The sequence below is a fragment of the Komagataeibacter melomenusus genome (assembly GCF_013155395.1).
In the GTDB taxonomy this organism is placed as follows: Bacteria; Pseudomonadota; Alphaproteobacteria; order Acetobacterales; family Acetobacteraceae; genus Komagataeibacter; species Komagataeibacter melomenusus.
This window is the reverse complement of the sequence record NZ_JABJWC010000018.1, coordinates 12,416-35,833: the sequence shown is the minus strand read 5'-3', so window position 1 is coordinate 35,833 and position 23,418 is coordinate 12,416. Positions and strand designations below refer to the sequence as shown.

Annotated in this window: 20 protein-coding genes and 1 tRNA gene; 10 read left to right on the top strand and 11 right to left on the bottom strand. The window is 65.3% G+C overall.

What is annotated here, in order from left to right; genetic code table 11:
- Positions 1–497 precede the first annotated feature (497 nt).
- Both HNW77_RS08710 and HNW77_RS08705 read left to right on the top strand, forming a co-directional pair.
- Positions 498–1,424 carry an N-acetylmuramoyl-L-alanine amidase family protein gene (locus HNW77_RS08710; protein WP_241694368.1) on the top strand — a complete coding sequence of 309 codons (927 nt, stop codon included), beginning with the start codon at positions 498–500 and terminating at the stop codon, positions 1,422–1,424.
- 302 nt (positions 1,425–1,726) lie between these two features.
- The gene (locus HNW77_RS08705; RefSeq protein ID WP_172156958.1) at positions 1,727–3,301 is read left to right on the top strand and encodes a 2-isopropylmalate synthase; all 1,575 of its coding nucleotides are present in this window, start codon (positions 1,727–1,729) and stop codon (positions 3,299–3,301) included.
- A gap of 111 nt (positions 3,302–3,412) precedes the next feature.
- On the opposite strand, the gene HNW77_RS08700 is transcribed toward HNW77_RS08705, so the two are convergent.
- Positions 3,413–3,988 carry a YMGG-like glycine zipper-containing protein gene (locus tag HNW77_RS08700; protein ID WP_172156956.1) on the bottom strand — a complete coding sequence of 192 codons (576 nt, stop codon included), beginning with the start codon at positions 3,986–3,988 and terminating at the stop codon, positions 3,413–3,415.
- 309 nt (positions 3,989–4,297) lie between these two features.
- On the opposite strand from HNW77_RS08700, the gene HNW77_RS08695 reads away from it, so the two are divergent.
- The 6 genes from HNW77_RS08695 (at position 4,298) to HNW77_RS08670 (ending at position 10,497) form a co-directional block, all read left to right on the top strand.
- Complete coding sequence (locus HNW77_RS08695; protein ID WP_172156954.1) at positions 4,298–5,344, top strand: rod shape-determining protein; 1,047 nt, start codon at positions 4,298–4,300, stop codon at positions 5,342–5,344.
- Positions 5,345–5,478: 134 nt separating this feature from the next.
- Complete coding sequence (gene mreC, locus HNW77_RS08690) at positions 5,479–6,381, top strand: rod shape-determining protein MreC (RefSeq protein WP_172156952.1); 903 nt, start codon at positions 5,479–5,481, stop codon at positions 6,379–6,381.
- Complete coding sequence (locus tag HNW77_RS08685) at positions 6,378–6,944, top strand: rod shape-determining protein (protein ID WP_172156950.1); 567 nt, start codon at positions 6,378–6,380, stop codon at positions 6,942–6,944. Before mreC ends, HNW77_RS08685 begins: the two co-directional genes overlap by 4 nt.
- Positions 6,945–6,978: 34 nt before the next feature.
- The gene (mrdA, locus tag HNW77_RS08680; RefSeq protein ID WP_172156948.1) at positions 6,979–8,898 is read left to right on the top strand and encodes a penicillin-binding protein 2; all 1,920 of its coding nucleotides are present in this window, start codon (positions 6,979–6,981) and stop codon (positions 8,896–8,898) included.
- 49 nt (positions 8,899–8,947) lie between these two features.
- The gene (rodA, locus tag HNW77_RS08675) at positions 8,948–10,105 is read left to right on the top strand and encodes a rod shape-determining protein RodA (protein ID WP_172156946.1); all 1,158 of its coding nucleotides are present in this window, start codon (positions 8,948–8,950) and stop codon (positions 10,103–10,105) included.
- Complete coding sequence (locus HNW77_RS08670) at positions 10,105–10,497, top strand: DUF3293 domain-containing protein (protein ID WP_172156944.1); 393 nt, start codon at positions 10,105–10,107, stop codon at positions 10,495–10,497. The genes rodA and HNW77_RS08670 overlap by 1 nt, the downstream gene beginning before the upstream one ends.
- A gap of 88 nt (positions 10,498–10,585) precedes the next feature.
- Here HNW77_RS08670 and glyS read toward each other — a convergent pair whose 3' ends face one another.
- Positions 10,586–12,646 (bottom strand): glycine--tRNA ligase subunit beta, encoded by a 2,061-nt coding sequence (glyS, locus tag HNW77_RS08665; RefSeq protein ID WP_172156942.1) that lies wholly within the window; start codon positions 12,644–12,646, stop codon positions 10,586–10,588.
- A gap of 6 nt (positions 12,647–12,652) precedes the next feature.
- A complete protein-coding gene (locus HNW77_RS08660; protein ID WP_172156940.1) occupies positions 12,653–13,543 on the bottom strand; it encodes a glycine--tRNA ligase subunit alpha in 891 nt (296 codons plus the stop codon).
- Positions 13,544–13,753: 210 nt separating this feature from the next.
- Here HNW77_RS08660 and HNW77_RS08655 point away from each other — a divergent pair, with 210 nt between their 5' ends.
- Complete coding sequence (locus HNW77_RS08655; protein ID WP_172156938.1) at positions 13,754–14,518, top strand: DUF2076 domain-containing protein; 765 nt, start codon at positions 13,754–13,756, stop codon at positions 14,516–14,518.
- 166 nt (positions 14,519–14,684) lie between these two features.
- Here HNW77_RS08655 and HNW77_RS08650 read toward each other — a convergent pair whose 3' ends face one another.
- A complete protein-coding gene (locus HNW77_RS08650) occupies positions 14,685–14,942 on the bottom strand; it encodes a hypothetical protein (protein ID WP_172156936.1) in 258 nt (85 codons plus the stop codon).
- Between the two features lie 157 nt (positions 14,943–15,099).
- Between HNW77_RS08650 and alkB the strand changes: the two genes are divergently transcribed.
- The gene (gene alkB / locus HNW77_RS08645) at positions 15,100–15,753 is read left to right on the top strand and encodes a DNA oxidative demethylase AlkB (RefSeq protein ID WP_196781834.1); all 654 of its coding nucleotides are present in this window, start codon (positions 15,100–15,102) and stop codon (positions 15,751–15,753) included.
- 12 nt (positions 15,754–15,765) lie between these two features.
- Here the strand turns inward: alkB and HNW77_RS08640 are convergent, their stop codons facing one another.
- The 7 genes from HNW77_RS08640 to gyrA form a co-directional block, all read right to left on the bottom strand.
- Positions 15,766–16,125: a hypothetical protein gene (locus HNW77_RS08640; RefSeq protein ID WP_172156934.1), complete on the bottom strand. Its 360-nt coding sequence runs from the start codon at positions 16,123–16,125 to the stop codon at positions 15,766–15,768.
- A 161-nt stretch (positions 16,126–16,286) separates the two neighbouring features.
- Entirely contained in the window at positions 16,287–16,901 is a 615-nt protein-coding gene (eda, locus tag HNW77_RS08635; protein ID WP_172156932.1) for a bifunctional 4-hydroxy-2-oxoglutarate aldolase/2-dehydro-3-deoxy-phosphogluconate aldolase, read from the bottom strand.
- A gap of 29 nt (positions 16,902–16,930) precedes the next feature.
- Positions 16,931–18,769, bottom strand: a complete 1,839-nt coding sequence (gene edd / locus HNW77_RS08630; RefSeq protein WP_172156930.1) for a phosphogluconate dehydratase — start codon at positions 18,767–18,769, stop codon at positions 16,931–16,933.
- A 441-nt stretch (positions 18,770–19,210) separates the two neighbouring features.
- A tRNA-Lys gene (locus HNW77_RS08625) sits at positions 19,211–19,286 on the bottom strand.
- A gap of 164 nt (positions 19,287–19,450) precedes the next feature.
- Entirely contained in the window at positions 19,451–19,942 is a 492-nt protein-coding gene (locus tag HNW77_RS08620; RefSeq protein ID WP_172156928.1) for a peptidylprolyl isomerase, read from the bottom strand.
- 64 nt (positions 19,943–20,006) lie between these two features.
- A complete protein-coding gene (coaD, locus tag HNW77_RS08615) occupies positions 20,007–20,519 on the bottom strand; it encodes a pantetheine-phosphate adenylyltransferase (RefSeq protein WP_172156926.1) in 513 nt (170 codons plus the stop codon).
- Entirely contained in the window at positions 20,512–23,289 is a 2,778-nt protein-coding gene (gene gyrA, locus HNW77_RS08610; RefSeq protein WP_172156924.1) for a DNA gyrase subunit A, read from the bottom strand. Before gyrA ends, coaD begins: the two co-directional genes overlap by 8 nt.
- Positions 23,290–23,418 lie beyond the last annotated feature (129 nt).

The following is a 23,418-nucleotide window of genomic DNA, read 5'->3' as shown; positions in this document are numbered from 1 at the left end:
TGCGGCATGATCGTGCCGCCCGTGTTCGCGCATGGTGTCATCGCATATGCGGAAAAGGTCCGCGTGGTGTCCAATCCATCCTCTGTCCTGGCTGGGGAGGGCGCGGCCCGGCCTGATTGCCGGGGCGGAACCTTCCGTATCGACTGGTATGCCATCCGGTTTCCTGTCGATGGGGAACACCGGCGCGGCTGCCTCAGGTCGTGCGTGGCATGTGCCCCCACGCCGTGGCGTGGCCGGTAAGCGTACCGGTAAGCGCATGTCGCGCATGCATGATGCATGCCGGATGGAGTTTTGAAGTCATGCCTGCTGGCATTCCGCCCCGTTCAGGCATGCCGGCAGGGCAGCCAGACCGGGCGCGGTCCATCACGGCTGGGCAGCATGGCGCAATGCGGCCCGTCCTGCAAGGGCCTTGCGTTTATCCCGCTGACGAAGGGCGTGGATGGTGGTAAGGAAACAGGGCCTATCACCCAACAACAATCTTGACCGGAACCCGATGCATGATCCCTGGCTGGCCTGATGGAAAAAAGGCGGCCCCGCCGGCGCGCAGGCCCGACCCCGTGCTGCCGCGCCGCGCTGTCGTGGCGGGGCTGGGCGTGCTGTTGCCCGGCCAGGCGCTGGCGGGGGTGGCATCGCATGTGCCGGCCCACGTGCATGCGGCGGCCGCAGCCCGCCATGCCACCCACCCGCTGCACGCGCCTGCCATCGTGGGGCGGGCGGCGGCGCCGAAGCCGCTGGTCATGCTCGACCCCGGCCATGGCGGCAAGGACCCCGGCGCCATCGGCATTTCCGGCACGTATGAAAAGCATGTGGCCGAGGCGGCAGCCAGCGAACTGCAGCGCCAGCTTGAGGCCAGCGGCCGCTACCGCGTGGCCATGACGCGCGCCGATGACCGCTTCATCCCGCTTGAGGGCCGGGTGGACATCGCGCATAGCCACAAGGCCTCGCTGTTCATTTCCATGCATGCCGATGCGCTGACCAACCGCGCCGTGCGCGGGGCCAGTGTCTATACGCTCTCTTCCAAAGCATCGGACCGGCAGACCGCCATGCTCGCGCGCACCGAGAACAGCGCTGACCGCTATGGCGGCCCGCAGGTGCATGCGGACTCGCCCGAGGTGCAGGAAATCCTGGCCAGCCTCGTCACCGAGGAAACCCGCCATGGGGCCGCCCACATGGCCAGCAGCATCGTCACCGCCTTCCGCCCGCGCGTCGGGCTGTTGCAGCATCCTTCGCGGCATGCCTCCTTCGTGGTGCTCAAATCGGCTGATATTCCCTCCGTGCTGGTCGAGATGGGCTTCATGTCCAACCACATGGATGAAGCGGCACTGAGGCAGGCGGCGCACCGCATGGTGGTGGCAGGGGCCATGGTGCAGGCCATCGACCGCTATTTCGCCACCGACAGCATGGTCACCCACGCCACGGGCTGAAGGGGGTGCGCTTTTACGGTTGCAATCAGGGTTCGGGGCTGTATTGTGCCCGGCATGGTAACGATCGCGCACATTGCCGGGGCTGGAACGGGCGCACACGCGCACCTGTCCGCGCGCGCATGTGCCGGTGCCGGGCTTCTTCGTCTTCGACTTATCCGCCCCTGAGCGATCAGGGCCGGCCGCGTGCCGGTGCGCCCAGGGGATTGATCAGGCCGGTTCATGCCGGTTTGCGAAACGAATGACAGGGGCACGCAACCGTGCCGCCTCCCGCCACATAACAGGACCAAGTCCGGGGTATTACCATGAGCATCGACCATCCTTCCTTTGGCCGCATCGACGCCAACCGCGTCATCATCTTTGACACGACGCTGCGTGATGGCGAGCAGTCGCCCGGCTTTTCCATGAACCTCGCCGAGAAGCTGCGCATGGCAGAAGCGCTGGAAGAACTGGGCGTGGACGTGATGGAGGCGGGCTTTCCCGTGGCCTCGAAAGGTGATTTCGACAGCGTTCACCAGATTGCCCAGAAGGTGAAGAACACCGTGGTATGCGCGCTGGCACGCAGCGGCGGCAAGAACGACATCGCCAGCGCGGGCGAGGCAATCAAACCGGCAAAACGCGGGCGCATCCATAACTTCATCTCCACCTCGCCGCTGCACATGAAGTACAAGCTGCGCATGGAGCCTGAAACGGTGCTGGAAGTCATTGAGGCCGGCAACCGCGCCGCCCGCCAGTTCACCGATGACGTGGAATGGTCCGCCGAGGATGGCTCGCGCACCGAGCCCGACTTCCTGTGCCGCTGTGTCGAGACCGCCATCCGCGCGGGGGCGACCACCATCAACATCCCCGATACGGTGGGCTATTCCACGCCCGAGGACATGGCCCGCATCTTCGCTGACCTGCGCGCCCGCGTGCCGGGGGCCGATGGCGTTATCTTCTCCACCCACAACCACAATGACCTGGGGCTGGGGGTTGCCAATACCATCGCGGCGCTGAAGGCGGGCGCGCGCCAGGTGGAATGCACCATCAACGGTATTGGCGAGCGCGCGGGCAACGCGGCGCTGGAGGAAATCATCATGGTGCTGCGCACGCGCCATGACGTGCTGCCGTTCACCACCGGCATCCATACCGAGCGCCTGCTGCGCACCTCGCGCATGCTGGCCACCATCACCGGCTTTGATGTGCAGCCCAACAAGGCCATCGTGGGCCGCAACGCGTTTGCGCATGAAAGCGGCATCCATCAGGATGGCATCCTGAAAAATGCCGCCACCTACGAGATCATGACGCCCGAAAGCGTGGGCTGGACGCGCTCCTCGCTGGTGCTGGGCAAGCATTCGGGGCGTGCGGCCTTCCGCGACAAGCTCAAGGCGATGGGGTACGACAAGCTGGAAGAAGACCAGTTCAACGAGGCGTTCTCGCGCTTCAAGGATCTGGCCGACCGCAAGAAGGTCATCTACGACGAGGATCTGGTGGCGCTGGTTGATGATGAAGTGCGCGACCATGCCCGCATCCGCTTCATCTCGCTCGATGTCACCGCAGGCTCGCGCCGCCCCGCCACCGCCGACCTGGTGCTGGAAGTCGATGGCGCGCGCCGTGAAGGCCGCGCGGAAGGGCAGGGGCCGGTCGATGCCGCGTTCAACGCCATCCGCGCCATCGTGCCGCATGATGCGACGCTGCAACTGTATTCCGTCGGCGCCGTGACCGAGGGCAGCGACGCGCAGGCCCGCACCTCCGTGCGGCTGGAAGAAGATGGCAAGCTGGTCGATGGCCAGGGCGCGGATGCCGATACGCTGGTCTCGGCCGTGCGGGCCTACGTGCATGCGCTCAACAAGCTGCTGGTCAAGCGTGACCGCGCCGAGCCTGCTGCCCTCGAGGCCTGAGCAAAGAAAAGCTGCACTAGAAATGCTGCTTTATTCAAGTAAAGGCGGCACCAGATGCCGCCACAACGCCCCGCCGTGTCATGTCACGGCGGGGCGTTGTCGTTCCGGGGCTTAGTAGCCGCCTTCGCCTTCGTAGCCCTGCGGGTAGCCGCCTTCCTGCCCGTAGCCATAGGGCTGGGCATAGCCACCCTGCTGCTGGCCGTAATAGCCGCTCTGGTCATATCCACCCTGGCTATATCCACCTTGGCCATATCCGCCCTGGCCATACGCGCCTTGCCCATAGCCGCCCTGCTGGGGGTAGCTGGGGGTGGCATAGCCGCGCTGGCTGCCATAGCCCGCGCGCTGGGCCGCGGCCTCGGGGCAGCTCTGCGGCCCGTAGCCCGGCGGCAGCACCCGGCCCCCCGCGCACACGGTGGAAGGCGCCTCGCCACGGGGGCGGTTGCGCGGCGTGGTGGCCGCCCCGATGGCAGCGCCCCCCGCCGCCCCGGCCAGCGCGCCGATGGCGGCACCCTGCCCGCCGCCTGCCAGCCCCCCGATCAGCGCGCCGCCACCCGCGCCGAGCAGGCCGCCGCCAATGGCGCGCTGGCCGGGGTCGCGCGTGTCCTCGCATGCGCCAAGGCCGAGGCACAGCGTCGCCGCAAGCAGCAGTGCCGGGCGAATGGTCATGCGGGGCGATGAAGTCTTCATGTAGGTTTTTCCGCTCTTGTTGACGGGCGACGCCACGATGGTCCGCTTTCCGCCTGTACAGGGTATAGATGAAGCGGTGATGGTGGTTTGGCCATGACCAAAGAGGGGCAATTTGTAACAATCCGTCCGGCTATGAAGATTTTAATAAATTAAAACCCTCTCGCCTCTTGCCCCTGCCACCATGCACCGGTAATCCCTCGACCTTACCCAGACGGTTTTCGACGTGACGCAGCCATGCCATGAGGGCATGCGGTGCCGCCGGTCGGGAGATGGACGGTCCTGTCTGGTGGTTGTTGTCGGGAGTTCTGGATGTTTGCTCGTGTACTGGGTCTGCTTTCCGCTGACATGGCGATCGACCTCGGCACGGCGAATACGCTGGTTTACGTAAAGGGGCGTGGCATCGTCCTGAACGAACCTTCGGTCGTCGCGCTGGCAGAGGTACGGGGCAAGAAGCAGGTGCTCGCGGTAGGCGAGGAAGCCAAGCAGATGGTTGGCCGCACGCCCGGCAACATCACGGCCATCCGCCCGCTGCGCGATGGCGTGATCGCGGACTTTGAGGTGGCGGAGGAAATGATCAAGCATTTCATCCGCAAGGTCCATAACCGGCGCATGTTCGCAAGCCCGCTGATCATTGTGTGCGTGCCGTCGGGCTCCACCGCCGTCGAGCGCCGCGCCATCCAGGAAAGCGCTGAAAGTGCCGGTGCGCGCAAGGTGTTCCTCATTGAGGAACCCATGGCGGCGGCCATCGGCGCGGGCCTGCCGGTTACCGAGCCTTCGGGCAGCATGATCGTCGATATCGGCGGTGGCACGACGGAAGTGGCCGTCATCTCGCTCGGCGGCATCGTGTATGCCCGCTCGGTGCGCGTGGGGGGTGACAAGATGGATGAGGCGATCATCTCCTACATCCGCCGCAATCATAACCTGCTGATTGGTGAAAGCTCGGCCGAGCAGATCAAGATCCATCTCGGCTCGGCCATGCCGCCTGATGACCCGCATGATCCCGGCCCGTGGCGCGAGGTCAAGGGCCGCGACCTGATCAATGGCGTGCCGCGCGAGGTTGTTGTCTCGCAGGCGCAGATTGCCGAGAGCCTGGCCGAGCCCGTCAGCCAGATTCTTGACGCGGTGACCACGGCGCTTGAAAATACCCCGCCTGAACTCGCGGCCGATATCGTGGACAAGGGCATCGTCCTGACCGGTGGCGGCGCGCTGCTGTACCGGCTTGATGAAGTGCTGCGGCGTGAAACCGGCCTGCCGGTTACGGTGGGCGAGGATGCGCTGTCCTGCGTGGCCATGGGCACGGGGCGCGCGCTTGAGGAAATGAAGCGCCTGCGCAATGTACTGACAAGCATGTACTAACGACGGCCGCCGCCCACGGCGCAAGGCAGGGCGGCGTGCCGAGGGGGGAGACGCAGGACGATGCAGGTCCGGCGAGCAGGCAGGAATGAACGATCCGACCGGCACGGCGCCGCCGCGCGTGGGGTGCGTGTGTGATGCCTGTCTCCATCCAGTTCCGCCAGGCATTGGGCAAGCTTGTGCTGCCCGCCCTCATTCTCGTGGCCTGCGGCGTGATCCTGCTGGGCAAGGCCGATCGTGGCCTGATCGAAAAACTGCGCATGAACACCGCCGACCTGCTCGCCCCCGCCTATGGGCTGGTGGCCTGGCCGCAGGAGAAGCTGCGCTGGGTGTCAGGCAACCTGCAGGACATCCGCAACCTTGAGGCCGAGAACATCCGCCTGCGCGCCGAGAACGCATCGCTGCGCCACTGGTATGACGTGGCGGCCGCGCTGGCCGATGAAAACGCGACGCTGAAGGCCAACCTGCACTGGATTCCCGATAACGCGCCCACCTTCGTCAGCGGGCGGGTGGTGCGCGATACCAGCGGGCTGTACGCGCGCGCGGTGCTGCTGTCGCTCAACCCCGATACGGCGGTGCGCAAGGGGGGCATCGCCCTTGATGGCGCGGGGCTGGTTGGCCGCGTGACCGAGGTGGGGCGGCGCTCGGCGCGGGTGCTGCTGATTACCGATTCGTCAAGCCGCCTGCCGGTTACGCTGGAATCGAGCCATGCGGCTGCCATCATGGCGGGCGACAATTCAGCCCTGCCGCGCATCATCTTCTACCCGCAGGACAATGTGCCGATCGAGGGCGAGCGTGTCGTGACCAATGGCGAGATCGAGAGCCTGCCCGCCGGCCTGCCGGTGGGGCATGTGCATTACCTGCGTCCCGGCCAGCCGGTAGTGGTGCCCGCGGCCGATCTCGACCATGTCGATATGCTGCGCGTGTTCGATTATGAGGACAGCGTGGTGCCGCCTGATGCGCCGGGCCGCGTGCCCCTGCCCGCAGGCGGCGGCACCATGCCCCTGCCCGCGCACCCCGACCAGGGCCTGCACGGATGAAAACCTTCACCCCGCCCCCGATCCGCCCCGGCATCCATCCCCGCTCCGGGCTGGGCTACCGTATCGACCATGGCGTGCGCAGCAGCGTGCCGTTCCTGTTCGTGTTCTTTGCAACACTGGTGCTCTCGGCACCGCTCAACCTGCCGGGGCAGGTCGAACTGATGCCCGCCATCATCATGGCCACCATTTTCCTGTGGTCGGTGTTCGTGCCGGTGCTCATGCCCTCGCTGGCGGTGTTCGTGCTGGGCATATGGGCGGATATCCTGAGTTTCGGCCCCGCGGGGGTGATGCTGCTCATGATGCTGATCGTGCATGGCGTGGCCCTGTCGGGGCGTTATACACTGGCAAGGGTTAATTTTTTTGTTCTGTGGCTTGTGTTTGGCGTGGTGATGGTGGGCGTTACGGCGCTACAATGGGTGCTGTGCTGCGCGCTGGCGCTGCATATCGTGGAGTTCCTGCCCTTTGTGTTCGAGACAGTCCTGGCCTTTGGCAGTTTTCCTGTTCTCTATACGGGATTTGTCTGGACCTACCGTTTTGTCGTCAATAACGCGGACCGCGCCTGAAGCCGGTGCCACGGCCTGCGTGCCGGATGAGTAAATGAAGTTACGCAAGAAGAAATCCGGCAACCGGCTCATGTCGCGCCCGGAGGAGGGCAAGAATCCCTCCCGTGGCGTCTTTACCCGGCGCGCCCTGCTGCTCATGGCGGCCCAGGGCGCGGTGCTCGGGGCATTGGGTGAACGTCTGTACGGGCTTCAGGTTCTCAACGGCAGCCATTATGCGAAGCTTGCGGAAAACAACCGCCTGAGCAAACGCTTCTTTGCCCCGCCGCGCGGGCGCATTACCGACCGGTTCGGCATCTCGGTCGCGGCCAACCGCATCAACTGGCGCGCCCTGCTGCTGGCGGAGGAAACCAGCGACATCAACGGCACGCTCGAGCGTTTTGCCCAGCTCGTGCCGCTCGAGCCGCGCGACAGCGTGCGCATCGAGCATGAACTGCGCCACAAGCGGCGGTTCATCCCCATCATGCTGCGTGATTTCCTGTCATGGGATGACATGGCGCGGCTGGAACTCAACATGCCCTCGCTGCCGGGCGTGCTGATCGATGTGGGCACCACGCGGGTCTACCCCTTCGGCCCGCTCATGGCGCATGTGGTGGGCTATGTCGCCCCCCCGGCCGAAAAGGACGTGGTGCACAATGCCGAACTCGCCCTGCCGGGCATGCGCGTGGGGCGCTCGGGCATCGAGCAGACACAGGACCTGAACCTGCGCGGGCAGGTGGGTTCGGTGGAGATGGAGGTCAACGCGGTGGGCCGCGTCATGGCCGAACTCGACCGCGACCCCGGCCTTGCGGGCGACGAGATCGCGCTCACCATCGACAGTGGCCTGCAGCAGCAGGTGCTTGGCCGCATTGGCGACCAGTCGGCCAGCGCGGTGGTGATGGACTGCCGCAATGGCGAGGTGCTGGCCATGGTCAGCAACCCCTCCTTCGACCCCTCGCTGTTCGATAGTGGCGTAAGCCAGGCGCAGTGGATCGAGTGGACCAACAACAGCCAGACCCCGCTCATCAACAAGGCGGTGTCGGGGCTGTATCCGCCCGGCTCCACCTTCAAGCCTGCCGTGGCCATGGCGGCACTCCGCGCGGGAACGCTGTCCCCGTCCGACCGTATCACCTGCCCCGGCTATATCGACGTGGGCGGCACGCGCTTTCATTGCTGGTCGCGCTACGGGCATGGCACGATCAACCTGCGCCAGGGGCTGAAATATTCGTGCGACGTGTTCTTCTATGAAGTCGCGCGCCGCACCGGCATGGACCCGATTGCCGCCACGTCCGAACTGTTCGGCCTTGGCGCCAAACTGCCCGAGATCGAACTGCCGCATGTGCGCCAGGGGCTGATCCCCACGCCCACGTGGCGGCGCGCGCATGGCCATCACTGGAATGGCGGCGACACCATTGTCAGCGGCATCGGGCAGGGCTTCGTGCAGGTCACGCCGCTGCAGCTTGCCACCTATGCCTCACGCATTGCCACGGGGCGCAACGTGCAGCCGCACCTGATCCGCTCGGTGGCGGGGCGCATGGCGGACCTGACCGACCTTGGCCGCGCGCCGGGCATGGACATGCCCGAGCACTTCTTTGAAGACATACGGGCGGGCATGTACGCCGTGGTGAACGAGGAAGGCGGCACCGCCCCCAAGGCGCGGCTGGACATTCCGGGCGTGCAGATGGCGGGCAAGACCGGCTCGGCGCAGGTGCGGCGGGTGTCGCGCGCCATGCGCGAGAGCGGGCACTTCAACTCCGCCAACCTGCCGTGGGAATACCGCCCCCATGCGCTGTTCATCTGTTTTGCGCCCTATGACGCGCCGCGTTACGCCACGGCCGTGGTGATCGAGCACGGCAATGCCGGTGCCGATGTGGCAGCCCCCCTTGCGCGTGATATCATGACCGATACCCTGCGCCGCGACCCGGTCAACCACCGCGAACCCCCGGGCCAGGAAGTGGCGCAGGCCGAGGTGGACTGATACGGGCGCACGCGCCCCCGCCATGCCCGCGCCTGTTGTGGAGAATGGAATGAAATTCCAGAAGCGCCTGCTGCGCGCCGAACCCAATTTCCAGATCCTGACCAAGCTGTGGCAGGTCAACTGGCTGTATGTGCTGCTGATCTGCGCGCTGGCGGTGATTGGCTACGGGGCGCTGTACTCAGCCGGTGGCGGCACGTCGCGGCCGTTTGCCGGGCCGCAATCCATCCGCTTCTGCTTTGGCCTGGTCATGATGCTGGGCATAGCCCTGATGAGTCCGGCCATTCTGGTGCGCATGGCGTGGCCGCTGTACATCTTCTCGCTCATCCTGCTCGTTGCGGTGCTGCGCATGGGGCATGTGGGCAAGGGGGCGGAGCGGTGGCTGATGCTGGGCGGCATGCAGGTCCAGCCCTCGGAGCTGGCCAAGATCGCGCTGGTGCTCATGCTGGCCGCGTGGTTTCACAAGATCAGTTACCGCAGCATGGGCAATCCGCTCATGCTGGTGCCGCCTGCCCTCATGGTGCTGCTGCCCGTGGCCCTTGTGCTCAAGGAGCCGAACCTTGGCACCGCCGTCATTATCGGCACGGTGGGGGCGAGCATGTTCTTTGGCGCCGGCATGCGGCTGTGGCAGATTGCGCTGCTGGTGCTGCCCATGCCCTTCCTGGCCAAGATCGCCTATGCCCACCTGCATGATTACCAGAAGGCGCGGGTGACCACCTTCCTCCACCCCGAGAGCGACCCGCTGGGGGCGGGCTACAACATCATCCAGTCCAAGATCGCGCTGGGCTCGGGGGGCATGTGGGGGCAGGGCTACCTGCGCGGCACGCAGGGGCAGCTCAACTTCCTGCCCGAAAAGCAGACCGACTTCATCTTCACCATGATTGCGGAGGAATGGGGGTATGTGGGCGGCATTACCGTGATTGGCATGCTGCTTTTACTGGTATTTGGCGGCATGCTGATCGCCATGCGCAGCCGCAACCAGTTCGGGCGTCTGCTCGGGCTTGGCATTTCCATGAACTTTTTCCTGTACTGCGCGGTCAACCTGTCCATGGTGATGGGGGCGATCCCGGTGGGTGGCGTGCCGCTGCCGCTCATTTCCTATGGCGGGTCGGCCATGCTCATGGTCATGTTCGGCTTCGGGCTGCTCATGTCGGCATGGGTGCATCGCAATTCCACCTTTGGCGAGACCACGCCGGGGGAAAAGGACTGATGGCAGCCATCCTGCCGCCGACGCCCGCCATCCACCGCTCCTACCGGCTCAGCACCTATCATGTGCCCGGTCTGCCGGTCATTCGCATCGGCCACCGGCCGCGCTGGCAGGGGTGTGCGCCCGCGGGTGATATTGTTCTGCTCAGTGCATGCAACCCCGGTGGCAGGAGGCGGCCCGATGGCTGGAACCGGCGCATGATGGCGCATCTGGCCCGCGCCCTGCACGGCCTGCCCCATGCGTTGGGGGAAGGGCGGCTGGGAAGATGGTCCGAGCCGCTTTATGGCGTGCGGGTGGGGCTTGCGCGTGGGCTGGGTCTGGCGCGGCGGTTCCGGCAGAATGCCGTGGTGGTGGTGCATGGCAACCGGCCCGCGCGACTGGTGTACCTGGCCTGAACCGGGAAGCAGACAAAAGCTTCAAAAAAGAATGCCGCCTTTTTAAAAAAAGGCGGCACCCAAAAACGTCTGTTTTTTTTAAGTCTTTTCAGCCTTCGATCTGGCTGAAATCAGCGATCAGCACCGTCATGCGGCACAGCTCCGACAACAGGCGCAGGCGGTTGGCGCGGATGGCGGGGTCGTTGTCATTGACCGTCACCTTGTCAAAGAACTGGTCAAGTGCCGGGCGCAGGGCCGCGACATCGCGCATGGCGTCGGCGTAGCGCTCCTGTGCCGTGGCCTGCTCGACGGCGGGGATGGTGGTGGCAAGCTGGTCGGCCAGCGCCTTTTCCTCGGCTTGGGTATACAGCGCGGGGTTGGGCGTGCCTTCATGCGGGCCGTCCTTGCGGTCCTCGATGCGCAGGATGTTGGCGGCACGCTTGGTGGCAGCGAGCATGTTGCGCCCGTCATCGGTTTCCAGCATGTCGGCAATGGCCCTGGCGCGGGCCAGCAGGCGCACGATGTCGGTATCGGTATTGCCCACCGATACGGCGGCCAGGATGTCATGCCGCGCGCCTTCGCCACGGAGCTGCACGCGCAGGCGGTCGGCCACGAATTCTGGCAGCACGTCCAGGTCGGGGGCCAGGCGCAGGGACTCGGGCAGGCCCTGTGCGGCCTCCCAGAACACTTTTGCCAGGTCCAGCCGCAGCCCGTTTTCACGGATGATGCGGATCACGCCAAGGGCGGCGCGACGCAGGGCGTACGGGTCGCCCGAGCCGCCCGGCTTCTCGCCCGCGGCGAAGAAGGCCACCAGCATGTCGATCTTGTCGGCCAGCGCCACCACGACCGAGACCGGGGCCGTCGGCACCGCATCGAGCGGCCCGCGCGGCATGTAATGCGCGCCAATGGCATCGGCCACGGCGGCGGGTTCGCCATCGTGGCGGGCGTAATAGGCCCCCATGATGCCCTGCAGTTCGGGGAACTCGCCCACCATGCCGGTGGTCAGGTCCGCCTTGCACAAAAGGGCCGCGCGTTCGGCCTGTGCCGGGTCGGCCCCGGTCATGCCCGCAAGGATGCCCGCGAGTTGTACGATGCGCCTGACCCGCTCGCCCTGGCTGCCAAGGCTTGCGTGGAACACGATGCGGTCGAGCGCAGGCACGCGGCTGGCCAGCGTGGCGGCGCGGTCGAGATCCCAGAAATGGCGGGCATCGGCAAAGCGGGCGCGCAGCACGCGCTCGTTGCCCGCAATGGTCAGCGCCCCGCCATCACCGGGCAGCAGGTTGGCCACGAAGGCAAAGCGGGGGGCGGCCGAGCCATCGGAATTGCGCAGCGCGAAGTAGCGCTGGTTCACCCGCATGGAGACCTGCATGACCTCGGGCGGCAGGGTCATGAATTCATCATCGATCTGGCCCAGGAAGGGCACCGGCCATTCGGTCAGGCCCGCCACTTCATCGATCAGGCCGGGATCGGCTGCCACGCTCAGTCCTTCCTCACCCGCAAGGCGGGCTACGCCTTCGGCAATCAGGGTACGGCGGCGGGCGGCATCAGGCTCGACCTGACGGGCGCGCAGGCCGTCGAGCCAGTCCTGCGTGCTGCTGACGGCAAACGCGCCGGGAGCCGTGAAGCGATGGCCTTCGGTCAGGTTGCCAGATTGCAGGCCGTGGCCGTTATCCTCGCCTTCCGCCAGCGTGAAATCGACCACTTTTCCATCGAGCAGGCACACGATCCGGCGCAGCGGGCGGACCCATGTAAAGGCGCTGCCCACGCCCCAGCGCATGGATTTGGGCCACGGGAAGCGGCGCAGCAGGCCGGGCAGCACCTCGGCAATTCGTGTGGCCGCATCCACCGGCGGGATGTCTCGGTGCAGGACCCAGAAGCCGTTTTCCAGCGTCAGCGCATCCTGTGTCACGCCATGCTTGCGCGTGAAGCCGGCCAGCGCTTTTTCGGGCGCGCCTTCACGTGGGCCACGCTCATTGACCGTGCTGCCGGGCACGGTGGCATCAACCGTGAGTGACAGCGCAATGCGGCGCGGGCTGGCATAGGCCGTGGCCGCGCGCGGCTTGAGGGGATCCAGCGCCTCGGTTACGAGGCGTTCGAGGTCGGCTGCCGCGCGCGCCTGCATGCGGGCGGGAATTTCCTCGGAGAAGAGTTCGATAAGCAGTTCGAGCATGATCTCTTATTCCTCGCCCGCCAGCCACGTTTCACAGCAGCGCCTGGCCAGGTTGCGCACGCGGCCGATATAGGCGGCGCGCTCGCTTACGCTGATCACGCCGCGCGCGTCGAGCAGGTTGAACAGGTGGCTGGCCTTGAGGCACTGGTCATAGGCGGGCTGGGCCAGCCCGGCCTCGGCCAGGGTGGTGGATTCGCGCTCGGCGTCGATGAAGTGCCGGTGCAGCATCTCCACATCCGCCACCTCGAAGTTGTGGCGCGAATAGTCCTGCTCGGCACGCAGGAACACATCGCCATATTTCAGGCCCTGGCCGTTGAAATCGAGGTCATAGACATTCTCGATTCCCTGCACGTACATCGCCAGCCGTTCCAGCCCGTAGGTCAGTTCGGTGGACGGCATGACGGTGGGAATGCCGCCAACCTGCTGGAAGTAGGTGAACTGCGTCACCTCCATGCCATCGCACCACACTTCCCACCCCAGGCCCCAGGCGCCGATGGTGGGGTTTTCCCAGTCATCCTCCACAAAGCGGATGTCGTGCTCGAGCGGGTCGATGCCGATGGCGCGGTAGCTGTCGAGCAGCAGCTTCTGGCTCTCCTCCGGCGTGGGCTTGAGCAGGACCTGGTACTGGTAATAGTGCTGGAGGCGATTCGGGTTCTCGCCATAGCGGCCATCGGACGGGCGGCGGCACGGCTGCACGTAGGCGGCCTTCCATGGCTTGGGGCCAAGGGCGCGCAGCGTGGTGTGCGGCGAGAGTGTGCCTGCACCCACCTCCGTATCATAGGGCTGGAGGATGGCGCAGCCCTGATCGGACCAGAACTGGTGCAGTTTCAGGATCAGCCCCTGGAATGACAGCGGGCGCGGTGAGGTGGGTGATCGGGGCACGGGGGCCGGGTCCATGAACGAGATGCTCCGGTAAACGGGGAGAGGTCTGCACCATCTGGCGCAAAATCGCCGGACAGCATACCGTTATGCGGCCCCGACCGGAAGGTCGGGCGTGCCATACGCCCAAAGCGGCCCCGCATGGCGGGTTTGGGCCTTGCTTATTGCGCCCGCACGGACCACATCGGCAGGGAGACGGTATTCCCAGCCCAAGGCAGGACAGACAGGATGAATGACCAGGAACGCGCACTGATCACACAGTTTTTTGCCCGCGTGGGGGGCAATGCCCCCGGTAGCGTGCCGCAGACGACAAATGCCCTCCCGCCGATCGACCCGCAGGCCGATCAGTATATCGGGCAGATGTTCCAGCAATATCCTGAAGCCCGCTACCGCATCACCCAGACCGCCGTGGTGCAGGAAGCGGCCCTGGCCGAGGCGCAGAACCAGATTCGCCAGCTTCAGTGGCAGCTCCAGCAGGCGCAGCAGCAGATCCAGCAGATGCGCCAGCAGGTGCCGCCGCAGCAGTCATCGGGTGGCAGCGGTGGCGGGTTCCTCAGCGGTATTTTTGGTGGCGGGCAGCGCGCGCAGCAGGCAGCACCCCCGCCGCCGGGCTGGGGTGGGGCTGCCCCTTCCAGCCCGCCGCCGCAGCCGGTCTACCCGCAGGGCATGCAGCCGGGCATGTTCCCCGCGCGGGGGTCGGGCTTTCTGGGCTCCGCGCTGACCACGGCAGCCGGTGTGGCCGGTGGCATGATGATGGGCAACGCGCTGACCGGCCTGTTCAGCGGGCACCATGATGATGGCGGCTTTGCCAGCGGCATGCCCCAGGGCGGCACGGGCGAGACCATCATCAACAACAACTATGGTGACAGCACGGCTGGCACCGGCGGCGCCGACCCGTTTGCCGGTGGCGGCACCACGGCGGATTCCGGTTTTGATGCCGGTGGTGGCGATGATGGTGGCGGGTTTGACGCAGGCGATGACAACAGCTTCTGATTGAGCGCTGTCTTGCTACGGGAAGGGGCATCCGGTGCGGGTGCCCCTTTTTTATGTGGAGGCTTGCAAAAGGGTGCGGCGGACTGGCCTCATACCTTCATGCCGGTATCGATGCGACAGGAAAGGATGGCGCCATCAGGAACCCGGCCGGGTTCGGCCCCGGTCGTCAGGACGTGCCATCACCAACGAGACCGGGTCGTACCTGGCACCAGTCTTCCCACGCGTTTTCCAGTGATATGTCATCATAACCGCGCTGTTTACTTGCCTGAAGGGCTGCGAAATAGGGTACGGTCATGCAGGCAGCGTTATCCCTTATGGATAAGACTTCTTCTTTCGTGAGGGGAGAACCTTTTTCTTCTTCTTTGCGCAGTAGCAGTAATATCAGGGCTGGTATGGCGACCAATACCGGCTGGTTTTCATCCATGAATATGGTTCCTTCCGTGATGGATGCAATGCCTGGTTTTTGGTGAAGCTTTTCCCAAAAAGTTTTGAACAATGCTGCCTTTATTGAAAACCGGCAGCATCAGGAAAGCAATGGTTGCCTATGGTTCGTGGCAGGGCACAGGGGGTATACAGGGTAGATGCAGCAGGAATTCATGCTCGACCCACCGCCAGCCTCCGCGCCCAGGCATGAAGTGCTCGATGCCGGGGCCATGGTGCTGCGCGGTCATGCCGCGCCACAGGCGCAGGAGATGCTGGCGGGTGTAAAGCAGATTGCCCGCCTCTCGCCCTTCCGGCGCATGACAGTGGCGGGCGGGGGCACCATGTCGGTTGCCATGACCTGTTGCGGGGCGGCAGGGTGGTGCAGTGACGCGCAGGGCCACCGTTATGAAACCCGCGACCCCATGACCGGCCAGCCCTGGCCCGCCCTGCCGCCTGCGTGGCGGGACTGGGCCATCGTGGCGGCGCGGCTTGCGGGGCATGAAGGGTTTGCGCCCGATACCTGCCTGATCAACGGCTACCGCCCCGGCGCGCGCATGGGGCTGCATCAGGATGGTGACGAGCGGGCGGATGCGCCGGTTGTGTCCGTCTCCTTCGGCCTGCCTGCCATCTTTCAATGGGGTGGGTTGCAGCGTGCCGACCCGGTGCGGCGTATTCCGTTGCTACATGGTGATGTGGTGGTGTGGGGCGGCCCGTCGCGGCCTGTCTTTCACGGCATTGCGCCGCTGCGGGCAGGACAGCATCCGGTTACGGGGCCATGCCGCTACAACCTGACCTTCCGGCGGGTGTGGTAGGGCAGGGCTGCGTCAGGCCGGGCGGAACTGCCAGCTACCCAGGAAATGATCGAACACCATCTGCACTTCTTCGCGCCGTGCCCAGAACAGGTCGGTATCCATATTGGCGATCCTGTACAGATCATCGGGGTTGCAATGGCTGAGCAATGCAACGGACATCAGGTAGCTGAAGATATCGAATGCCTGCGCGCGTATCGCGGCATCCTGGCATTTATGATGGGTCAGGCAGGTGATGGCCTGCTTCAACTGCGCGAATTCGCCTTCATCCCAGATCCATTCCTCATGCAGTCTGCCAAGGAAGGACCCATCGCGGAAATGGGGACTGAAGGGGGCGTTGCATGCAACGATTGCTTCCGCCTGTGCCTGATCCATAATGACTCTGTTCCCTTGAATGACAGGCAGGATCTTATGGCGTCATGGCCTGAAAGACGATGGTTGGCATGGGGCGGTGCTATTGATGGCGCGTTTTTCAAACAGCTCCGGGGAACGCCGCCTTATTTTAAAAAGGCGGCGCCCGGAAACTTTTGATTTTATCAGCCTTTCAGCGCCGCTGCCTGCCTTGCGCGCGCGGTAATAGCCGCCACATCCGGCGCACCTGCGGGCACCAGCCACGACCCGCCCACGCACAGCACGGCAGGCAGGCCCAGCCACTCGGTTGCGGTCTCCGCCTTGATGCCGCCGGTGGGGCAGAACCGCGCCTGGCCAAACGGGGCGGACAGCGCTTTCAGCGCCGGGATGCCACCCGCCGCCACGGCGGGGAAGAACTTGAAGTGCGAAAGGCCAAGGTCCATCCCGCGCATGATGTCGCTGGCATTGGCCGTGCCGGGCAGCAGCGGCACATCGCTCGCCCGTGCGGCCTGCGCAACCCCCGTGGTCAGGCCGGGGCTGACAATGAAGCGCGCCCCCGCATCGACCGAGCGCTTGAGGTCATCGCCATTGAGCACGGTGCCAGCGCCCACAACGGCGCCTTCCACCTTCGCCATCTCGGCAATGACTTCCAGCGCGCAGTCGGTGCGCAGGGTCACCTCCAGCGCGCGCAGGCCACCGGCCACAAGGGCCTCGGCCACCGGGCGGGCATGGGCGGGGTCGTGAATGACCAGCACCGGAATAACCGGGGCAAGGGTCATGATCTCTTCAATGCGGGCCATGTCGGCTTCCTTGTGCAAGGCGTTGGGGTTCATGCGCTCTGTTGTGCCGCCATGTGGTCCATGGAAGCAAGAATGGCCGAGGCCCCCTGCTCGGGCAGGTCCACGTTATTGCGCATCAGCGCAAACAGTTCGCGCCCGGTGCCGAACTGTGGCGCGGGCGGCCGGGCGGGCGTGCGGTCGGCCATTACGCTGGCCTCCACCAGTGCCTCGATGCGGCCTGTCTGCGCACAGACGCGCACCATATCGCCATCGCGCAGCAGCGACAGCGGTCCGCCCACATAGGCTTCCGGCCCGATATGGATGGCAGCGGGCACCTTGCCGCTGGCCCCCGACATGCGGCCATCGGTGACGAGTGCCACCTTGTGGCCGCGGTCCTGCAACACCGCCAGGGTGGGGGTGAGCTTGTGCAACTCGGGCATGCCGTTGGCGGCGGGGCCCTGAAAGCGCACCACGACCACCACGTCACGGTCGAGTTTGCCATCGCGGAAGGCAGCCAGCACGTCTTCCTGGTGGTCGAACACGGCGGCCGGGGCCTCGATGGTCCAGCGCTCGGGGGCGACGGAACTGGTCTTGTAGATGCCGCGCCCCAGATTGCCCTCCATCACCTTCATGCCGCCATCGGCGCGGAAGGGGTTGGCGGGCGCGCGCAGGATGCCCTCGTTGGTGGAGGGGCCAGCTTCTTCCCACACCACCTTATCGTCACGCAGTTCGGGCTTCTTGCGGTATTCATTAAAGCCGCCACGCGCCACGGTCAGGATATCGGGGTGCAGCAGGCCGGCATCGAGCAGCGAGCCGATCAGGCTGGGCATGCCGCCTACCGCGTGGAAGGCGTTCACATCCTCCGACCCGTTGGGGTACACGCGGGTAAGCTGCGGCACGATGGCCGAAAGCTGGTCGAGGTCGGTCCAGTCAATGATGATGCCCGCCGCCCGCGCCATGGCGGGGATGTGGATGGCAAGGTTGGTCGATCCCCCCGTGGCCAGCAGGCCCACGGCGGCGTTGACAATGGCGCGTTCATCAACACACAGCCCCAGCGGGCGGTAATCTTCGCCGCGCGCGCCGATCTCGCTCAGGCGGTGGATGGCGGCACGCGTCAGTTCCTGCCGCAGCCTGGTGTTGGGCGGCACGAAGGAGGAGCCGGGCAGGTGCAGGCCCATCACCTCCATCAGCATCTGGTTGGTGTTGGCCGTGCCATAGAAGGTGCAGGTGCCCGCCGCGTGATAGGATTCGGATTCCGCATCCATCAGTCTGTCCTTGCCGACCTTGCCCTCGGCATAAAGCTGGCGGATGCGCTGCTTCTCGCTATTGGGCAGGCCCGAGGGCATGGGGCCGGAGGGGATCAGGATGGTGGGCAGGTGGCCAAAGCGCAGCGCGCCCATCAGCAGGCCGGGCACGATCTTGTCGCATATGCCCAGCATGGCCACGCCTTCATACATGCCATGGCTCAGCCCCACGGCGGTGGACAGCGCAATCACATCACGGCTGAACAGCGAGATTTCCATGCCCGGCTGGCCCTGGGTCACGCCATCGCACATGGCGGGCGTGCCACCGGCCACCTGCGCCGTGCCGCCCACCTCACGCGCGAACAGCTTGATCTGGTCAGGATAGCGGCCATAGGGCTGGTGGGCGGAGAGCATGTCGTTATAGGCGGTGATGATGCCCACATTCATGCCGCCTGCCGTGCGCAGCCCTGCCTTGTCGCTGCCCGAGGCCGCAATGGCGTGGGCCAGGTTGCCGCAGGCCAGGCGCGGGCGGCTGATGCCGTTTTCACGCTCGCGGGCGATCAGGTCCAGATAGGCCCGGCGGGTACGGGCCGAACGGGCAATGACCCGCTCGGTCACGGCGGTCAGGACAGGGTGCAGGCTCATGGCATCTCACAGACTCTGAAGCACCTGCGCCGGGCCGGGGCAGGCTCGCCATCCATTGCACCGGCAATGATAGCGGGAGGGAAAGCGGCCGGAATGTGCGAATATCCTGTGACCGCATGGCGGAAGGCCATTTATTTGAAAAAACAGCCATAGATCAAGACATAAAATTATAAAAAAATTGGCAATAAGATAATTTAATTATTAAACCGAATGTGAAGCCGCCTGAAAACGCATTTTTCTGGAGCCATCTGCCCCTTTCAGGGTCTGCATCCGGCCACGACCTGTCGCCACGGGCCGGGGCGGTCCATGGTGGTTATATCGAAATTTGGGGGGTAGGGTCGCAGCGCCATGGGTTCGTTGTGGCATGCGCGAACAAACATGCCCCACGCCACGCAACAGGGGCGGTGGGATCATAAAAGCGGAAAAGGGAGGGGAGGGTTCTGGTGAGCCGGGTGGGATTCGAACCCACGACCATTCGATTAAAAGTCGAATGCTCTACCGACTGAGCTACCGGCTCACATGACCTGTTTCATCAAGGGGCCAGCCTGCCGGTCGAACCGGGGCGTGGCGCCTTGGGCAGGTCTCTAAACATCCACGGCGGGAGTGTCAACCTGCGCGTGCCGTTTAGGCTGGCGCGATGGTGCCGGGCGGCGGCAGGGCGCGCCGCCCGGCGGGAGCCGATCAGGCCGCGGCGTCGGCCGGGCGCATCTTGATGATGCGGTCAGGGTCCTGCACCATACCGCTCTGGCCCGCGCCACGCTTGATCTGGTCGATATGGTCCATGCCTTCGATCACCTGGCCCACGATGGTGTACTGGCCATCAAGGTGCGGCGAGGGCTCGAACATGATGAAGAACTGGCTGTTCGCGCTATTGGGGTTCATGGTGCGGGCCATGCCCACCGTGCCGCGCTCGAACTTGGCCTTGTTGGTGAACTCGGCCTTGAGGTCCGGCAGCTTGCTGCCCGAGGTGCCGGTACCCGTGGGGTCGCCGCCCTGCGCCATGAAGCCATGGATCACGCGGTGGAAGGGCGTGTTGTCGTAAAAGCCTTCCGCGGCCAGCGTGCGGATGCGCTCGGCAGCCAGCGGCGCGAGGTCGGGGCGCAGGCGGATCACCACCCGTCCTGTCTTGAGATCGACGTTGATCAGGTCGGACTTGTTTTCAGTAGCAGACATCGTGATCCGTTTCGTAAATATAGGGGTGGGAGGGCAGGGCCGCCCAAGGCGTGGTCCCGGCCCGTCAACCGCGCAGGCGACTCAGGATGTGCCTGCGCGTAAAGGGGGGGACAAAACCGGAAATGTCCCCATCCAGCTTCGCTATTTCCTTCACCAGCCGCGAGGAGACGTACTGGTGCCCCTCGCGCGCCATGAGGAACAGCGTGTCAATGTCCGGGGCCATGTGCTGGTTCATACCGAACATCTGGTTCTCGTATTCGAAATCCGCAACCGCCCGCAGCCCGCGAATGATTGCATGCGCCCCATGCGTACGCGCCGCATGCACCACCAGCCCCGTAAAACCGACAACGGTGATGGGAATGACCCGCCCCGCATTGAGCGGTTCGATATCGGTGCGCAGGCACATGATCCGCTCGTCCAGCGGCAGGAGCGGGTGCTTGTCGGGGTTTTCGGCCACCCCGATCACCAGCCGGTCCATCAGCCCGGCTGCGCGTTCGATAATATCCATGTGCCCGCAGGTCACGGGATCGAACGTGCCCGGATAGAAGCCGGTGCGGGCGGGAATGGCCTCAGTCATCGCTGCCGGCATCAGGGGCGGCGGTCTCGGCGGCATCACCGTCCTCGCCCTCTTCGCCGTCATCCATCACGGGGAAGACGCTGGTCACCTCTTCCGTATCGTTCAGGCGGAACAGGGTCACGCCGCTGGCCTGGCGCGACATGATGCGCACCTGCGCGATCGGCAGGCGGATCAGGCGGCCCGCATCGGTCACCAGCATCACATCCGTGCCCTCGAGCACCGGCAGGGTGGCCACCACCGCGTTGCCGCGCTTGTTGGCCGAGAAGGTCATGTTGTTGATGCCCTGCCCGCCACGTCCGCTCACGCGGTAGTCATAGGCGGAAGAGCGGCGGCCAAAGCCCGCGTTGCTGACGATCAGCAGCACTTCCTCCGCCGCCTCGAGTTCGGCGAAGCGCTCGGGGGTCAGGGGCAGGTCGCCTGCAGTTTCGTCATCATCGGGGGTGATGATGTCTTCGGCCTCATCCTCGCCAGCGGCGGCCTCGGCGCGGCGGCGGGCATTGGCCATGCGCAGGTAGGCGGCGCGTTCCTCCACCGTGGCCTCGACATGGTTGAGCACGCACAGGCTGTTCACGCTGTCGCCCTCGGCCAGCTTGATGCCGCGCACGCCCGAACTGCCACGCCCGGCAAACACGCGTAGCGTGTCATCGGTGATCTGGAAGCGGATGCAGCGCGCATTGCGGGTGCCAAGGAACACGTCCTGCCCCTCGCGGCAGGTGGCAACGCCGATCAGGCGGTCATCCTCATCGAGCTTCATGGCGATCAGGCCGGATGAGCGGATGTTGCGGAAATCGCTCAGCCGGTTGCGCCGCACGCTGCCCGAGGCAGTGGCGAAGACGAGGTGCAGGTTCTCCCACAGATCCTCATCCTGCGGCAGCGGCAGGACGGCGGTAATCGTGTCGCTGCCCAGGTCGGGCAGCAGGTTGACCAGTGCGCGGCCCTTGGCGGTGGGGCTGGCCTCGGGCAGGCGCCACACCTTCTCGCGGTAGGCCTTGCCACCCGATGAGAAGAACAGAACCCACTGGTGCGTATGCGCGTTGAACGAGCGGACGATGATGTCATCACCCCGCCTTCCTGCCGCCGTGCGGCCACGCCCGCCCCGGTTCTGGGCGCGGAAGACATCAAGCGGCGTGCGCTTGATGAAGCCCTCGCGCGTGATGGTGACCACCATCTGGCCGGGTTCGATCAGGCTTTCATCGGTCTGGTCGCCAGCGTAATCGGCAATGTCGGTGGCGCGGGGCGTGGCGAGTTCGGCGCGGATGGTGGCGAGCTCCGTGCACATCACCTCCATGCGGCGCGGGCGGCTGGCGATGATTTCCAGCAGCTCGTTGATCTTGACCGCCACTTCCGAGAGTTCGCTCTGGATCTTGTCGCGCTCAAGCCCGGTCAGGCGCTGCAGGCGCAGCTCAAGGATGCCACGGGCCTGCGCCTCGGTCAGGTGGACCTTGCCGTCCACGATGACATTGCCTTCATCATGGATGAGTTCGAGCAGCGGCGCCACGTCAGCCGCATCCCACGCGCGCGCCATGAGCGACGCACGGGCGGCTGCCGTGTCGGGGGCCGAGCGGATCAGCGCGATCACGGCATCGATGTTGGCCACCGCAATGACCAGGCCAACGAGCAGGTGGGCGCGGTCGCGGGCCTTGTTGAGGTCGAAGCGCGCGCGGCGCAGGATCACGTCCTCGCGGAAGCGGATGAACGCCTCGAGCACGTCCTTCAGCCCCATCAGGCGCGGCTGGCCGCCATCAAGGGCGAGCATGTTCACGCCGAATGAGGTCTGGAGCTGCGTGAAGCGGTAGAGCTGGTTGAGCACCACCTCCGGCGTCGCCTCGCGCTTGATCTCGATGACGATGCGCATGCCCGAGCGGTCGCTCTCGTCGCGGATGTCGGAAATGCCTTCCACCTGCTTGGTGCGCACGAGGTCGGCAATGCGCTCCTGCAACGTGGCCTTGTTCACCTGATACGGGATCTCGGTGACGATGATGGCCTTGCGGTCCTTGCGGATGTCCTCGATCTCGGCCTTCGCGCGGATGATGACCGAGCCGCGCCCGGTCTCGAACGCGCTGCGGATGCCCGCGCGGCCAAGGATGGTGCCACCGGTGGGGAAGTCGGGGCCGGGCACGTATTCAAGCAGGTCATCGAGCGTCATGTCCGGGCGGGCAATGAGCGCCAGCGTCGCATCGATGATCTCGGTGGGGTTGTGCGGCGGGATGTTGGTGGCCATGCCCACCGCGATGCCCGATGCGCCATTGACCAAAAGGTTGGGGAAGGCCGCGGGCAGGATCTGGGGTTCCTGCTCGCTTTCATCATAGTTGGGCTGGAAGTCGACGGTATCACGGTCGATGTCATCAAGCAGGAAGGCGGCGGCCTTGGCCAGGCGCGCCTCGGTATAACGCATGGCGGCGGGCGAATCGCCATCCACCGAGCCGAAATTGCCCTGTCCGTCGATCAGCTTCACCCGCATCGACCACGACTGCGCCATGCGCACCATGGCGTCATAGATCGAGGAGTCGCCATGGGGGTGGTATTTACCCATCACGTCACCCACCGCGCGGGCCGACTTGCGGTAGGGCTTGTCGTGCGTGAACCCGCTCTCGCGCATGGAATACAGGATGCGGCGATGGACCGGCTTCAGCCCGTCGCGCACATCAGGCAGGGCGCGGCTGACAATGACGGACATGGCGTAAGCCAGGTAGGAGGAGCGCATTTCCTCCTCGATCGTGACCGGCAGCATGTCGGACGGGGGCAGGGGATCGTCGGGTATCTCGGTCAAGGCAGTTCCGTCATGTCAGGGTTATCCGCCCCCACGGCCAGAAGGCCACGGGGGTGGAGCGGAAGGCAGGCATGGCGCGGTTGGCGGCCATCATATCCCTGCGTCTCTCATAGCATGGCTTGCCCCCCG

Excerpts from the sequence above, each read along its gene's own strand:
- HNW77_RS08710 (WP_241694368.1), top strand. The coding sequence starts at position 498 with ATGATCCCTGGCTGGCCTGATGGAAAAAAGGCGGCCCCGCCGGCGCGC.
- HNW77_RS08705 (WP_172156958.1), top strand. The coding sequence starts at position 1,727 with ATGAGCATCGACCATCCTTCCTTTGGCCGCATCGACGCCAACCGCGTC.
- HNW77_RS08700 (WP_172156956.1), bottom strand. The coding sequence starts at position 3,988 with ATGAAGACTTCATCGCCCCGCATGACCATTCGCCCGGCACTGCTGCTT.
- HNW77_RS08695 (WP_172156954.1), top strand. The coding sequence starts at position 4,298 with ATGTTTGCTCGTGTACTGGGTCTGCTTTCCGCTGACATGGCGATCGAC.
- mreC (WP_172156952.1), top strand. The coding sequence starts at position 5,479 with ATGCCTGTCTCCATCCAGTTCCGCCAGGCATTGGGCAAGCTTGTGCTG.
- HNW77_RS08685 (WP_172156950.1), top strand. The coding sequence starts at position 6,378 with ATGAAAACCTTCACCCCGCCCCCGATCCGCCCCGGCATCCATCCCCGC.
- mrdA (WP_172156948.1), top strand. The coding sequence starts at position 6,979 with ATGAAGTTACGCAAGAAGAAATCCGGCAACCGGCTCATGTCGCGCCCG.
- rodA (WP_172156946.1), top strand. The coding sequence starts at position 8,948 with ATGAAATTCCAGAAGCGCCTGCTGCGCGCCGAACCCAATTTCCAGATC.
- HNW77_RS08670 (WP_172156944.1), top strand. The coding sequence starts at position 10,105 with ATGGCAGCCATCCTGCCGCCGACGCCCGCCATCCACCGCTCCTACCGG.
- glyS (WP_172156942.1), bottom strand. The coding sequence starts at position 12,646 with ATGCTCGAACTGCTTATCGAACTCTTCTCCGAGGAAATTCCCGCCCGC.
- HNW77_RS08660 (WP_172156940.1), bottom strand. The coding sequence starts at position 13,543 with ATGGACCCGGCCCCCGTGCCCCGATCACCCACCTCACCGCGCCCGCTG.
- HNW77_RS08655 (WP_172156938.1), top strand. The coding sequence starts at position 13,754 with ATGAATGACCAGGAACGCGCACTGATCACACAGTTTTTTGCCCGCGTG.
- HNW77_RS08650 (WP_172156936.1), bottom strand. The coding sequence starts at position 14,942 with ATGGATGAAAACCAGCCGGTATTGGTCGCCATACCAGCCCTGATATTA.
- alkB (WP_196781834.1), top strand. The coding sequence starts at position 15,100 with ATGCAGCAGGAATTCATGCTCGACCCACCGCCAGCCTCCGCGCCCAGG.
- HNW77_RS08640 (WP_172156934.1), bottom strand. The coding sequence starts at position 16,125 with ATGGATCAGGCACAGGCGGAAGCAATCGTTGCATGCAACGCCCCCTTC.
- eda (WP_172156932.1), bottom strand. The coding sequence starts at position 16,901 with ATGGCCCGCATTGAAGAGATCATGACCCTTGCCCCGGTTATTCCGGTG.
- edd (WP_172156930.1), bottom strand. The coding sequence starts at position 18,769 with ATGAGCCTGCACCCTGTCCTGACCGCCGTGACCGAGCGGGTCATTGCC.
- HNW77_RS08620 (WP_172156928.1), bottom strand. The coding sequence starts at position 19,942 with ATGTCTGCTACTGAAAACAAGTCCGACCTGATCAACGTCGATCTCAAG.
- coaD (WP_172156926.1), bottom strand. The coding sequence starts at position 20,519 with ATGACTGAGGCCATTCCCGCCCGCACCGGCTTCTATCCGGGCACGTTC.